13 protein-coding genes are annotated in these 13,970 nt (G+C 61.2%); 5 read left to right on the forward strand and 8 right to left on the reverse strand.

What is annotated here, in order from left to right; translation table 11 throughout:
- Positions 1–112 precede the first annotated feature (112 nt).
- From ACK28C_RS03260 to ACK28C_RS03285, 6 genes are all read right to left on the reverse strand, one after another.
- Positions 113–1,126: a TAXI family TRAP transporter solute-binding subunit gene (locus tag ACK28C_RS03260; RefSeq protein WP_015556110.1), complete on the reverse strand. Its 1,014-nt coding sequence runs from the start codon at positions 1,124–1,126 to the stop codon at positions 113–115.
- Between the two features lie 297 nt (positions 1,127–1,423).
- Complete coding sequence (locus tag ACK28C_RS03265; protein ID WP_015556109.1) at positions 1,424–2,398, reverse strand: D-2-hydroxyacid dehydrogenase; 975 nt, start codon at positions 2,396–2,398, stop codon at positions 1,424–1,426.
- Between the two features lie 38 nt (positions 2,399–2,436).
- A complete protein-coding gene (locus tag ACK28C_RS03270; RefSeq protein ID WP_015556108.1) occupies positions 2,437–3,198 on the reverse strand; it encodes a LamB/YcsF family protein in 762 nt (253 codons plus the stop codon).
- A gap of 4 nt (positions 3,199–3,202) precedes the next feature.
- Positions 3,203–4,225 carry a biotin-dependent carboxyltransferase family protein gene (locus ACK28C_RS03275; RefSeq protein WP_015556107.1) on the reverse strand — a complete coding sequence of 341 codons (1,023 nt, stop codon included), beginning with the start codon at positions 4,223–4,225 and terminating at the stop codon, positions 3,203–3,205.
- Positions 4,222–4,956 carry an allophanate hydrolase subunit 1 gene (locus ACK28C_RS03280; RefSeq protein ID WP_015556106.1) on the reverse strand — a complete coding sequence of 245 codons (735 nt, stop codon included), beginning with the start codon at positions 4,954–4,956 and terminating at the stop codon, positions 4,222–4,224. The genes ACK28C_RS03275 and ACK28C_RS03280 overlap by 4 nt, the downstream gene beginning before the upstream one ends.
- Positions 4,957–4,963: 7 nt before the next feature.
- Positions 4,964–5,644 (reverse strand): RraA family protein, encoded by a 681-nt coding sequence (locus tag ACK28C_RS03285; RefSeq protein WP_208872640.1) that lies wholly within the window; start codon positions 5,642–5,644, stop codon positions 4,964–4,966.
- 154 nt (positions 5,645–5,798) lie between these two features.
- On the opposite strand from ACK28C_RS03285, the gene ACK28C_RS03290 reads away from it, so the two are divergent.
- From ACK28C_RS03290 to ACK28C_RS03310, 5 genes are all read left to right on the forward strand, one after another.
- A complete protein-coding gene (locus ACK28C_RS03290) occupies positions 5,799–6,722 on the forward strand; it encodes a LysR family transcriptional regulator (protein WP_015556105.1) in 924 nt (307 codons plus the stop codon).
- A gap of 243 nt (positions 6,723–6,965) precedes the next feature.
- The gene (locus ACK28C_RS03295; RefSeq protein WP_015556104.1) at positions 6,966–8,366 is read left to right on the forward strand and encodes an RNA-binding domain-containing protein; all 1,401 of its coding nucleotides are present in this window, start codon (positions 6,966–6,968) and stop codon (positions 8,364–8,366) included.
- A 715-nt stretch (positions 8,367–9,081) separates the two neighbouring features.
- Positions 9,082–10,419 (forward strand): dicarboxylate/amino acid:cation symporter, encoded by a 1,338-nt coding sequence (locus ACK28C_RS03300; RefSeq protein ID WP_015556103.1) that lies wholly within the window; start codon positions 9,082–9,084, stop codon positions 10,417–10,419.
- Entirely contained in the window at positions 10,403–11,614 is a 1,212-nt protein-coding gene (locus ACK28C_RS03305; protein ID WP_208872639.1) for a pyridoxal phosphate-dependent aminotransferase, read from the forward strand. The genes ACK28C_RS03300 and ACK28C_RS03305 overlap by 17 nt, the downstream gene beginning before the upstream one ends.
- Positions 11,615–11,778: 164 nt before the next feature.
- Positions 11,779–13,050 carry a glycerate kinase gene (locus tag ACK28C_RS03310; RefSeq protein WP_015556102.1) on the forward strand — a complete coding sequence of 424 codons (1,272 nt, stop codon included), beginning with the start codon at positions 11,779–11,781 and terminating at the stop codon, positions 13,048–13,050.
- On the opposite strand, the gene ACK28C_RS03315 is transcribed toward ACK28C_RS03310, so the two are convergent.
- Entirely contained in the window at positions 13,047–13,202 is a 156-nt protein-coding gene (locus tag ACK28C_RS03315; protein WP_208872638.1) for a hypothetical protein, read from the reverse strand. The two genes, ACK28C_RS03310 and ACK28C_RS03315, sit on opposite strands and share 4 nt — an antisense overlap.
- 45 nt (positions 13,203–13,247) lie before the next feature.
- Positions 13,248–13,955 (reverse strand): methyltransferase domain-containing protein, encoded by a 708-nt coding sequence (locus ACK28C_RS03320; protein WP_409152443.1) that lies wholly within the window; start codon positions 13,953–13,955, stop codon positions 13,248–13,250.
- Between the last annotated feature and the right edge of the window lie 15 nt (positions 13,956–13,970).

Raw genomic sequence — 13,970 nt, forward strand, 5'->3', positions numbered from 1 at the left:
GTTCGGCGGGCGGCGCCCCCAGCAGGGCAGGCCCGCAGAAAATTTCGGGAGAGGGGAAGAACACGGCTCTCTCCCCCTCTCCCCTTCGGCCCCGACTCGGACGCGGGCCGCGCTATTTCGCCACGGTCTTCCAGAAGGCCTCGGAACCAGCGTGCGACGGCACCCTGGCCGGGACGGTCGCTGCCGGGTCCAGCTCCTCCATGTCCTTCACGGCCGCGACGAGGGAGTCCCTGTGCTCCCACAGGGCGCGGTTGAGCTCGAACACCAGGGATTCCGGAAGGTCCCTGCGGATGACGATGCAGGTGTAGTCTCCAACGGTCTTGACGGGCTCAGCTCCCTCCGGGACGGCCTTGTAGATGCCGGGGTCGATGGTGAAGGTCTCCGTACCGTAGGCGGCGGAAAGCCTGTCCAGCGCCTCCTGCCCCACGGGCAGCAGCACGACGTCCAGCTTGCTCTCGATGTTCATGACGATCGAGGCGACCTTGCCCACGGAAAACGCGAAGCAGTCCAGATGGTTGTCCGCCAGGAGGTCCGCGCCGCCCTCGTAGGACGCATACTCCACCGTGCCGCCCCACTCCTCGAAGGTCTTCTTGTAGTCGAACCCATAGCCCTTGTCGAACAGGGCCTTGACGACGAACTCCGACGACGTGCCGGGCTTCAGCGTGGCAAAGCGCATCTTGAGCTTCTTGTCGATCACGTCCCCCAGGGATTTGACGCCGTTCTTCTCGGCGAAGTCCCGGCGCATGATGAAGTAGGTGTACTGGGTGTAGAGGTTCGCCATGATGACGGCGTTTTCCATCTTCTGGCCTTTGGTGAAGTCCACGCCCCCCTCCTGGGTGGCCGCACCGACCATGGAGGTCACGGAGAAGCCCAGGTCCCCCTTGGCGTTGTTGGCGTTCACGATGTTGGCGACGCCGCCGCCCGAGCTGCTGGTGGTCTGGGGCAGGCCCGCGCCCGTCCACATGTCCGCCAGGGCCGTGCCCAGCGCAAACCAGTTGCCGCCGGGAGGTCCGGCCATGAAGCGCAGCTGGTCGGGCCATCCGGCCTTATCGACGCCGGCCGCCGGCCCTGCGGCAAGGGCCAGGGTGGCCAGGATCAGGAAAGCGAAACGAAAGGACCTTTTCATCGTGCGATCTCCCCTCTCTCGCGCGGCGATGCGCGCGCCTTCGCCGAAGCGGCCTTCCTTCCTCCCGCGGGAACCGTCGCCCGCCGAGGAAGGGGACCGCACGGCATCGATTTGTGGCGTAGCGGTATTGGTGACATCAGGCTAAAGCGTCTCTATTTTATCACAGTACGCTCCCGCGCCAGCCCTGCGGACCGTTCCGGTTGATCCACTCAAATGCAGCAAAAGGCGGGAGCGCCTGTCGAAACAGACATCCCCGCCCTGTAATATCCCGTCCTGTCAGCGTCCTGACGGCAAACGTCACAGCCCGTTGACGACGTTCACCGGCCTGCCCTCCAAATAGGCCTTGACGTTCGAGAGCGTACACTCCATGATGCGCCGCCTGCTCTCAAGGGAGGCCCATGAGATGTGGGGCGTTATCACGCAGTTTTTCGCTGACAACAGGGGGTTGTCGCCGCGGATGGGCTCGCTTGACACGACGTCCAGGGCCGCGCCGCCGACCTTGCCGCTGTTCAGCGCGTCGGCAAGGTCGCGTTCGTTGACGAGTTGTCCGCGCGCGTTGTTGACGATCAGCACGCCATCCTTCATCTTTGCGATCGTATTTTTGCAGATGAGGCCCGCGTTCTCGGACGTCAGGTTGCAGTGCAGCGTGATTGCGTCCGACCGGGCGAGAAGCGCGTCCAGATCGACGTACTCCGCTATCTGCCTGCCTGAGTCGTTGGGATAGAGGTCGTAAGCGAGGACGTTCATGCCCATCGCCCTCGCGATCGCGCCCTCACGCTGGCCGATTCTGCCGAAGCCGATGATCCCGATCGTCTTGCCGTCGAGCTCTATCTGCGGGGTCTCCCAGTAGCAGAAGTCGGCGCAGCGCTCCCACCGGCCCTCGTGGACGGTCTGGTCGTGGAGCCCGATCCTGTGGCATAGCTCAAGCAAGAGCGCTATCGAAAACTGGCTGACCGAGGCCGTCCCATAGGCGGGGACGTTCGACAGCGGGATGCCGCGCTCCTTCGCATAAGCCGCATCGACGACGTTGTACCCGGTCGCCAGCATGGCGATGAACTTCACGTTCGGACAGGCATCGATGACCCTCTTCGTTATCGGCGTCTTGTTGGTCAGCACGATCTCCGCTCCGCCAATGCGCGCGATGGCCTCGTCTTCATCGGTCAGGCTCGTGCGGTCATAGACCTTCAGCGCACCAAGCTTCTCCAACTCTCCCCAGCTCAGGTCACCGGGGTTTTCCGTGTATCCGTCGAGGACGACGATTTCAGGGGACATGGGATTGGAACCTCCGTTCTTTACATTTTTCATATCGCTCAGCATTGGAAATTGCAGACCGCTATTCCCTCGCGCTCAAAGGCTTTGCGGATTTTTCTGACGAAATCGAGGGCCTTCGGACCGTCGCCGTGTACGCAAAGCGTGTCGCCCTTGATCTCGAGCTCGCGGCCGCTCAACGCCGTCACCCTGCCCTCCTTGACCATGCGGACGCACCTCGCGATCGCGACGTCCTCGTCGGTGATCATCGCGCCCGGCGTCTTGCGCGGGACGAGGCTCAGGTCGTCCTGGTAAGCCCTGTCCACAAATATCTCGGCCTTTGCGTCGAGCCCCGCGCTCGCCGCCTCCTCTCCAAGGACCGCGCCGGCGCAGTAGTAGACGATCAGTGAATCGTCCACCTCTCGAACGGCCTCGCAGATCGCACGCGACGCGTCGCGGTCGTACTGGCAGAGATTGCCGAGCGCACCATGCGGGGCGACGTGCTGGAGCCTCATCCCTTCGGCCTCAACAAAGGCCTTCAAAGCGCCGATCTGATACTTCACATCGTTCTTTATCTCGAGGGGGGTGAGCGCCATCTTCCTGCGTCCAAAGCCCTGAAGGTCGGGATAGCCGGGGTGCGCGCCGACTGCAACGCCCCGCTCCCTTGCCATTTTGACCGTGCGGTCCATCACCATCGGGTCGCCGGCATGGAAGCCGCAGGCGACGTTCGCCGAGGTGACAAATTTTATCACCTCCTCGTCGCCGCCGATGGTGTACGCTCCGAAGCTTTCACCCATGTCGCTGTTCAAGTCTATCCGAAACATCGCTTCAATCCTCCTCTCTTTCGATGCTGACGCTGTACGCCCTCCCGTCCACGGTGACCTTGAAAGAACGACGCGCCGGACGTTCAAAGCCCCGCCCGATCCTTGCGGCCAGTGCATCAAGCTCACGGCGGCTCGCCTCGGCCAGGCGCTCCGCCTCCTCGACGCTCGTCCTCACGAAGCGAACCGCGTCGCCCGCCTTGCACTGTCCGAGGACCGGCAGGTCCACGGTGATGACGGTCGCTATCTTCGCGTAGCCGCCGACGGTCTGGTGTTCGGCCATCATGACGATCGGGTCTCCGGAGGTCGGCACCTGAACGGAGCCGAACACGATGCCGTCCGAGATGATGTTGCCGTCGGTGACGTGCCGAATCTTCGGCCCCTCCAACCGGTAGCCCTGCCTGTCGAAGTCCGCGCCAATCGTGTAGCGCGAGTTCAGGAACGTCGCGATCCCCTCTTCGGTGAACCTGTCGTCCTGCGGCCCCAAGATCACCCTCAGCGCGCGCTCACCGGATGGGATCGGTTCCGGCTCGGCGACCCGGCCGGCCAGGTTGGGCAAGCCGGAGACGTCCTTCAGCAGGCGGACCTCGTCGCCCTGCCTCAGCCTGCGGCCTCTGTATCCGCCAAAGCCCTTGCCGACCATCGTGCTCCTGCTGTTCATCAGGAGGGGAACGTCCACCCCGCCCGCAAACGCCAGGTAAGCGCGACATCCGATCCTGGCGGCGCCCAACCTCAACCTGTCACCGGGGCGCACGGCGAAGGCGCGGCAATTGGGAACCGGAGCACCGTTCAGGACCGGGCTCATATCAGCCCCGACAATGACCATGACCGCGTTCTCGGCGAATGAGATCGAAGGCCCGATCACGGTTGCCTCGAGGCACGCCTCACTTCGATCGTTGCCGACTAGAAGGTTGGCAATCTCAAACGATCGCCTGTCCATCGGACCAGACGACGAAACGCCGAACGATTCGTACCCGAACCGCCCGCCGTCCTGGACCGTGGTCAAAATCCCTCCATTCTCGATGATCATGGGGTCCCCTCCTTTTCGTACGTCCTGCAGACGTACTCGGAGAGCTCGACCCGACGTTTGATGTCGAAGTACTCGTCGCGGTCGATCGGGATATGGCGGATCCATTGCCCCGCCTTCAGCAGAAAAGGGTTTTCCCTGCGATAGTCGCAGACAAGGACCGGCGTTGTCCCGATGATGTTCCAGCCGCACGGCTGGTCGAAGGGGATTATGTTGCTCAACGCGAGTTGAACGACAACGCTGCCCCCGTCGATGCGCACGCGCGGACTCTCGCGGCGCTTGAACGAGAACGGGTTCTCGAAACGCGCCGTGTACGGGTGTCCGGGCGCGAAGCCCAGCATGTAGACGAAGTAATCGCTGCCGCTGTGTATCCTTATGACCTCCTCGACCGTCTTGTCCTCAATCCTCGCTATCTCCTCTATGTCGGGCGCAAACTCCGGGTCATAGATCACCGGGATCTCCGTGATCACCGGTTTCGGAAGCGTCACGCTCCGGAGGTTCGCAAGGCTTTGACCTACGAACTCCCTCACCGCACCGCTCTTTACAGCGCAGGGATCGTACTGAATCAGCAGAGAGCGATAGGCCGGAGTCAACTCGCGCATCCCGGCGAAAGGGCGCCGTTCGAGCGAGAACATCAGCGAGCGGACCTTGGCGTTGGTCTCGATCCCAATCTCGTTCTCGAACTCAACGAGGACTGCGGAATCCCCTGCCTGTTTTATCGCAACGTCCTGCATCTTTCACTCAGTCCACGAACTCGAAGCCGACTTCCCTGAGTTTTTCGTCAACCCACGGGCGCGGCCATCCGCCTCCGGAACGGATCCCCTCGAGCTGGCGAGCCTCCCCGGCATGGTACTCGCGCGCCCTTCCAGCGATCTCCCTCGCAATCTCCGGGGGCACGACGATCACGCCATCTCCGTCGCCGATGACGATATCGCCGGGATGGATGACGACACCGGCAAAGGAGACGGGAAAGTTCATCTCGCCCGGACCGTTCTTGTAGGGGCCGTTGGGCGTCACCCCCTTCGCGTATACCGGAAAGTCGAGTCTCGCGAGGGCTCGGCTGTCCCGGACGCAGCCGTCGATGATGATCCCCGCAAGCCCGCGGCTCCTGGCGTAGCTGCTCATGATCTCGCCGCACAGCGAGCGGCTCATGCTGCCCTTGTTCGCGAGGACGATCACATCGCCCGGCTCCGCCATGTCGAGAGCCTTGTGAAACAGCAGGTTGTCGCCGGCCGGAGCGTTGACGGTAAACGCCACGCCAAGCAGACTGACGTTTGGGTTCAACGGATAAACGCCCGCGTCCACGGCCGCGATCCGCCCCATGTTGTCGTCGATGTTCGCCACCGGTATGCCGCGAAACGCCTCGACCAACTCCCTGGAAGGCCTCACAAAATTTCTCCTGATCCTGCAACCTGCTGGCATAACCCGTCCCCCCGTGCAATAGAATTGGCGGCGGCAAGAAGCCTGCCGCGGTATCGATGCAGATATAATATAGTGAAAGTTTTTGATTGAAAAATGAATAAATTTTACTATGATAATAAATGAAATTTATGTTTGGGATGGGGAGGCGGATCGAATGAACCTTGCGGACATAGAGACCTTTCTCACGGTCGTCAACACAAAAAGCGTTACGCAAACCGCAAAGATGCTGTTTTTGACCCAGCCGACGGTCACGCACAGGCTGAACTCCCTCGAGGCGGAGCTGGGCTTTCCCCTTATGATTCGCAAAAAAGGATGCAAGCAAGTCGAGCTGACCGAGCGAGGGCTGGACTTCATCCCGGTCGCCGAGCGATGGGTCTCGCTGTGGAAGGAGACGCAAAACCTCAGCGGTGCCGAGGACAGGGTTCCCCTGTCGATCGGCTGCACGGACAGCATGAACGTCGTCCTCCTCGCGCCCCTGTACGAGGGGTTTCTCAAGACGAAACCGCAGGTGAACCTGACCGTCCATACCCATCAGTCCAGGGAACTGTACGGGCTCCTGGCCAATCACGACATCGACCTGGCGTTCGTCTATCACAACCTGCCGTACAAGAACATCCGGTCCGACAAGATATTTGAGGAAAGGCTCTACCTCGCGCAAACGGACGAGCCGGCCGTCTCGAAGCCGGTCGTTCGCATGAACGAACTCGATACCTCAAAGGAGATCTTCATGAGCTGGGACGACAATTACCAGATTTGGCGCGGGATCTGCGCAGGAGGCGTGTACCGCCCAAGGGTTTCGGTGGATACGGTGGCGATGCTCGACAGGTTGTGGAGCCAGCCCGACCATTGGGTGATCGCCCCGGAATCCGTCATTGCCGAGCTCTCCAGGAGGCGACGCCTCTACGTCAGCGAGATAGAAAGCGCCCCTCCCAACCGCAGCGTTTACAAAATAAAGCGGCAGGCTCCAAAACTGGCGAGCCACAGGGTCGTAGCCCTCTTTGAGAGCGCCGTCGAGGAATACCTGGGGGACCTGAAATTCCCGATAAAGATCGGGGAGGTCTTTGGCGGGAGGGACTGACGGCCCGTGAGCGAGAGCGAACGGCTGCCGGAAGGCTCTCCCAAAGGGGGCACGCGGCCCCACCGCCGCACGTCGCTCTCCCCTGGATGGCCAAACGATTAAAATCAGAACCACTATATACCGCAGTTACGCAGGTGGTTCTCCTGTTTTCCTGAAAATATCCCCCACTTTTCCCCCACGTTATCCCCCACATGTGGTAGGATAAGCGGCAGGGGGTCAACAGGACAACCCAGGAGCGTGAACATGAAAGATTACAGGGAAATTGTCAGGGAGCTGACGGCTCATCCATCCGAGGAAGAATGGTTTGAGTTCAAGGAGAACTGGTACGATGCCCATGGGATTGGGGAATACATCTCTTCCTTGTCAAATTCCGCAGCCATGAATGGGAAGGGAAACGCCTATCTCATCTGGGGCATTGATAATGTTACGCACGACGTTGTTGGCACCCGTTTTGCTCACCGGCAGGACGTGAAAAACGAGCCCCTGGAACACTACCTGGCAAGGCAGCTCACTCCGGATCTGAACTTTTCCTTCCACGATGTGACGCTGAATCGCAGGCGGGTCGTTGTCCTCGAGATTCCCGCGGCAAAACAGTCTCCCGTTGCTTTTGACAACGTGAGGTATATCCGCATAGGCTCCAGCAAGGTCAACCTGAGTAAACATCCTGAGCGGGAGGCGGCCCTCTTCTCGGTTCTTAAAAACGGGCTGCCGACAACGGAGAATACCGAGGCGGACATACAGGAACTATCCTTTCGGAAGCTGTTCTTTTACTACGAGGACAGAGGCATCGTCCTTAACCGGAGAAATTTCAAGAAGAACCTGGGTCTGCTGACGAAGGACGGGACGTATAATCTGCTCGCGCAACTGCTGTCCGATGACAGTAAAATCCCCATCAGAGTGTCGATCTTCATGGGGAGAACCAAGGCAGATCCGTTGTATTCCGTGCGGGAATTTGGGAATACCTGCCTGCTGATCTCCCTGGAAAAAATTTTGGAGTATGGTGACGTGCTGAACATCATGCAGGCAGACGAGAAGGATCGCATCGTCGAGCGCCGGGAGGTTCCGCTGTTCGATCAGGATGCCTTCCGTGAAGCCGTGATCAACGCATTCGTCCACAATCTCTGGGTGACTGGGAATGCCCCGATGTTCACGGTGTTCAATGACAGGATAGAGATACTGTCGCGCGGAACGCTGGCCCCTGCGCAAACCCTGGAGGGGTTTTACACCGGTGATTCCGTTCCGGTCAACAAACGCCTGTCCGACATCTTTCTTCAGTTGCACATCAGCGAGAGGTCCGGCCGCGGAGTTCCCAAAATTACACAGGTTTACGGCAGAGAAGCCTTTGAATTCAGGGAGAACTCCATTATCGTGACCATTCCTCTGAACAGAATGCTGCCTGCTGCAGGTGACAGGAGCGGGGGGAAAATGGGGGATAATGTGGGGGATAACACGCTGAATCCGACTCGGCAGCGCATACTGGCCGAGATGAGGAACAACCCCAACATCACACATCCGCAGTTGATGAGGATAACGGGACTTGGCAAAACCGCGATTCAAAACAATGTATCCTATCTACGGAAAAACGGATACGTTGAGCGGGTAGGCTCCAACAGGAATGGATATTGGAAGGTCTGTGAACGTTGACATACCTGTTTCGGCGGCGGCAATCGGCGGGGCCATTGCCGCATATTGGAAGGTCTGTGAACGTTGACATACTCCCACGAATAAATTCGTGCCCAAGAAGCGGGGCATACTATGGGATTCTAAGATCGACAAAGACAGCCGGACACGTCCGGTCTTACGTCTTCTCCCTTAAGAGTGGATGCCCCCACTCTTTGATCCCAGTTTTCTGAGTTTGTTCTTTGGCGTTGGATATTTTACGTTTGGGACTCCCCAAACAACCCGATATATCCAGTTTTCAAGATACGTTGTGCCCCAAAAAGGGGACAGGTTGGCACGGGATTTCACCCCACGTTGCCAAATACAGTATACCAGAGAAACAAAAGCAAAGGCGAACGTCGCTCGTTGGCGACGTTGCGGACCGCAGGTTTCGCGAAGCGACGCATCATCCCATAGTATGCCCCGCTTTATGGGCACGACTAAAGTCGTGGGCTTTCCCGTCGCCCTGTCGTAAAGTAGTGAAACAACATCAAGCAACAGCAACACGTTGCGACAAGCGAGCTGTTAATTTCCCGGCTGCTGTTTATCTCGTTGCCATTGTGACCTGACCTAATTGATGACATGCCTCAGATAAATTTCTTGAATATTTCACAAAGAAAAAATCAATTTTCCTTAAAGCAAAAGCCCTGTTATATTGGGGATGGCGGTTACAAAACCATACCCAAGGGGGATGCAGCAAATGAAGGGAAAAACCACGATCGTTCACAAGATGCTCATTGCTCTCGTTTGTGGTCTTGCCGTCGGCATCGGGTGCCTGTTTCTGAGGGAATACCTGTTGTCAAATGGCGGCGAGGGGACGTGGAAGCTCATCAACGGCCTGCTGTTTCAGGACATCACGCGCCCCGAAGGCGTCCGATCGCTCGGACTGTTCTACATCATCGGGCAGGTGTTCATGAACGGCCTCCAGCTTGCCATCGTTCCGTTGGTCCTCGTTTCGATCAGCCTCGCGATGTGCAGCATCTCCGAGGCCGCGAAGCTTGGACGCATTGCCATCCGTTCGTTGATCGGTTTCTTAGGCTTTTACGCCGTCGGGTGCCTGATAGCGGGAGCGATCGCCTACGGGGCCCGGGGGATGGGGTGGTTTACGGTGGTTCTTCCGGGCGGCGAGGTCACGAAGACGGCTCAGATCGCCCCGTACAACCCGCTTGGCGTTATCGTCGACGCCATACCGAACAACATCATCAACGTCATGGGCGTCAACACGCGGATCCTTGCGGTCGTAGTCGTCGCCGTCATCCTTGGGATCTGCATGAACAAGCTCGGAGAGAAGGCCCATGTGCTCAAAAGCGTTCTGGAGGGCCTCAGCGACGTCATCAACATGTGGCTGACCTTTCTGCTCAACAGGGTGGGGCCGTTTGCGATCTTCTGCATGATCTCCCGCACCTTCGCCGTCTACGGCGTTGAATACCTGAAACCGGCCGCCGCCTACATGGGGACCGCTATCTTCACGCTCTTCCTGGTGCTCCTGACGGTCTACCCGATAGGGATCCTTCTGCTGACCGGCCTGAACCCGTTCAAGTTCATCAAGAAGATGGCGAAGGTCGGCGTGTTCGGCTTCGCGATGAACTCGTCGGCGGCAACTCTGCCGATCAACATGCGCACGAACCTCGACGAACTCGGATGCAGCGAGGAGATAACGAGCTTCGTGCTTCCGCTGGGCATGACGATCAACATGAACGGAACCTCGATCATGCACATGGTGGCGGTGACGTTCATCGCAACGAGTGCAGGCATCCCGATAACGCCGGCCACGCTCGTCATCATGGCGGTCCTGACGATATGCGCAGCCGCGGGGACGCCGGCCATTCCGGTCGCAGGAACGACGATGATCTTCACGGTCATGGCCGGCCTGGGGTTTACGACCGAGGCGTGCCTGGTCGGCTACGCGCTGGTCGTCGCGATCAACCGCCCGGTCGAGATGTCGCTCCTCACGCTGAACGTCATCGGTGACGCGGCGGTCAACGTGATCGTGAACGCCAAAGAGGGGGAGCTGAACCGCGATGTCTACAACAGCTGACGGAAGGGAGGAGACGACGGTGAACTACGCTGCGGCGGAACGGATGAACTCTTTGCCCTTCTCCGGCATACGCAAGATGATGGAGAAGGCGACGAAGATGCAGCAGGCGGGTGAGCGCGTGATCCACCTGGAGATCGGCCGTCCGGATTTTGACACGCCGGAGAGGATCAAGCGCGCAGCGGACGAGAGCCTGGCTCAGGGACACGTCTTTTACACGTCGAACTATGGGACGCCAGAGCTGAGGACGGCAATCGCCGACAAGATGCGCGAGAAGAACCGCGTGGGGTACGACCCGTCCGAAGTCCTGGTTACCGTCGGCGTCGGAGAAGGAACCTTTGCCGGCATGGCGGCGTTTCTGAACCCGGGCGACGAGGTCCTCGTCCCCAATCCGGTGTGGCTGAACTACATCCACGTTCCGGAATCCCTGGGAGCGGTTCCATCGACGTACAGCCTTAAGGAAGAAAACGACTACCAGGTGGACTTCGCGGAGCTCGAGAGCAAGATAACGAGCCGAACGAAAATGCTGGTCCTCGTCGATCCAAGCAACCCGACCGGAGGCGTTTTTTCGCGCGAAACCCTGGACCGCCTTGCCGATACGGCACGGAAACACGATCTGCTGGTCCTGTCGGACGAGATCTATGAACGGCTCGTCTACGACGGAGTGGAGCACGTGAGCATCGCGTCGTTGCCAGGGATGAAGGAGCGGACGATCACGTTGGGCGGCATGTCCAAAGCGTACTCGATGACGGGATGGCGCCTTGGCTACCTGTGCGCCCCGTGCGAGATCGTTCAGGCGTGCGTGCGCATTCATCAATACACGGTAACGTGTGCGCCGTCGTTCGTCCAGGATGCGTCGGTCGTCGCCCTTCGCGAATGCGACGAGGACGTCGAGGCGATGCGCCGCGAGTATCAAAGGCGCAAGGATTACGTCGTCAAGGCGATCAATGCGATCGACGGCCTGAGCTGCAACAATCCGAAGGGCGCGTTCTACGTTTTCGTCAACGTCAAGAGCCTGGGCCGCTCGTCCGCTGAGGTCGCCGAGTACATGCTCGACCACGCAAAAGTGGCACTGGTTCCGGGAAGTGCGTTCGGGTCGGAGGGTGAGGGCTACCTGCGCCTCTCGTATGCGGCCGCTTACGAAGAGCTCGTCGAGGCCTGCGAAAGGATCGAAAAGGCCGTCCAGGAGCTGCGGTAAGCCGTTGAGTGCCCGCTGATCCGCTCAGAAAAAAATCAGCCTGACGAAGGCCCCGCACCGATGCGTGGAGCACGCAACGGGATGTCGCGCGTGTCCTTGTCATTTCAGGCTATAATGAAGAAACGTGGGACACTTCGTCCCAGGCCGTCGGGGAGGTGCGCGGGATGGATAAGCTGCGGGAGGATGCGCTGGAGATCGTGAGGCGGGCCATCGACGCCGTGCTGCCCGAAGCGGCGGTGAGGGAGGCGTTGGGGCGTGGAGAGCTCGCCGCCCGGCTGAGGGAGACGGGGCGAGGACGGGTGATCCTGGCCGCCATCGGCAAGGCGGCGTGGCGCATGGCGCAAGCCGCCTCGGAGGCGCTGGGGGATCGGCTGGCCGGCGGCGTCCTCATCACCAAATACGGCCATTCGCTGGGGGAGATGCGGGGGATCAAGGCCTTTGAGGCGGGTCACCCGGTGCCGGACGAGAACGCGGTCCGGGGGACGGAGGCGCTCCTGAGGCGCGTGAGGGGCCTGTCGCCGGAGGATACGGTGCTGTTCCTCGTATCGGGCGGCGGGTCGGCGCTCTTCGAGCTGCCGGCGGAGGGCGTGACGCTGAAGGACTTGGCGGACGTGACGGGCCAGCTTTTGGCCTGCGGAGCGGACATCGTGGAGGTCAACGCGGTCCGCAAGCACCTGTCTGCCGTGAAGGGAGGGCGCTTCGCAAAGCTCTGCGCGCCGGCCCGCGTCCTGACGGTGGCCCTGTCGGACGTGCTGGGGGACCGCCTGGACAGCATCGCGTCGGGGCCGGCCTGCCCCGACGCCTCCACGTCGGAGGACGCCCTGCGCGTCGTGGAGAAGTACGGGCTGGCGCTCCATCCCCGCCTCACGGAGGCCTTGAAACGCGAAACGCCCAAAAAGCTGGACAACGCCACGGCCGTAGCGGCGGGCAGCGTGGCGTCGCTCTGCGCGGCGGCCGGGAGGGCCGCCGCCGCCCTGGGCTACACGCCGCTGCTCCTGACCTCCACGCTCTCCTGCACGGCGCGGGAGGCCGGCGCGTTCCTGGCCGCCATCGCGCGGGAGGTTCGCGCCAGCGGGCGCCCCATCGCATCGCCCTGCGTCGTCATCGCGGGCGGCGAGACCGTGGTGCACGTGACGGGGAAGGGCAGGGGCGGGCGCAACCAGGAGCTGGCCCTGTCGGCGTGCCGCGGCATACGGGGGCTTCGGGACGTCGTGGTCGTCTCCGTGGGGTCGGACGGCACGGACGGCCCCACGGACGCGGCCGGGGGCATCGTGGACGGGACGACGGCGGAAGCGCTGGGCGCCAGAGGGATGGACGTCGAGGCCGTCCTGCGGGACAACGACGCATGGACTGCGCTGAAGGCCGTGGACTCCCTCGTGATCACCGGTCCCACGGGCACCAACGTCAACGACGTTTCGTTCGCCCTGATGGGCTAGGGCCGTATCGCCGTGATGAGCGCACTGGCGGAGAGCCCCGCAAGGGCCGCCTCGTCCTCCGCGCTCAGGCTTCCCGCCTCCTGTCGAACGACATCCGCATTGATCTCATGGGGTTTCGTCGGCCTGACGCTGACCTGAACGAACCCTGCCACCTCAAGTTTTCGCCGATACTCTTCCGACGGAAGAGCACCGGCGATTCACCCGCTCCAGGCCGTCTTGCTCCTGCGCAGCATCTCCGGAACGGGGCGCAGCAACACGACGTCCGAAACACAGAAGCGGCCGCCGGGCGCCAGCACCCGAAACGCCTCGCCAAACACCGCGTCCTTATCCGGGGAGAGGTTGATCACGCAGTTGGAGAGCAGCACGTCCACCCCGCCATCGAAGAGCGGGAGCGTCTCGATGTGGCCCTTCAGGAGCGTGACGTTCCTCAGGCCCAGCTTCGCGAGGTTCTTTCGGGCGCGGGCCAGCATGGCGGGGGTCATGTCCAGGCCATAGACATGGCCCGACGGCCCCACGTCCCGGGCTGCCAGGATCAGATCCAGCCCTGCGCCGCACCCCAGGTCCAACACGCGCTCCCCCGGCTTGAGGAGCGCCGCGCGGACGGGGTCCCCGCACCCGAAGGACTGCTCCGCCGCTTCCCCCGTCCCTGCGAGGTCCGCAGCACGGTAGTTGCCCTGAGTCATGTCCGTGACGGCGTCGGGGTCCGTGCAGCACCCCGCTTCCCGTCCCTCGATGGCCGCGCTGTACGCCGCGCGCACCGCCTCCCGAATGTCCTCCACAGCAGCCCCTCCGTCCTTCCTCATGGGCCCGCTCCTCAGGGCGGCCCCTACGCCTCCTGCCACCTGCAGTATAGCACCAATGGAATACCCCATCGCGTTATGAGACACCGTCAGGAAGGAGGGCATCAGGGAAACCACTCC

The organism is Fretibacterium fastidiosum (assembly GCF_964642095.1).
Taxonomy (GTDB): Bacteria; Synergistota; Synergistia; order Synergistales; family Aminobacteriaceae; genus Fretibacterium; species Fretibacterium fastidiosum.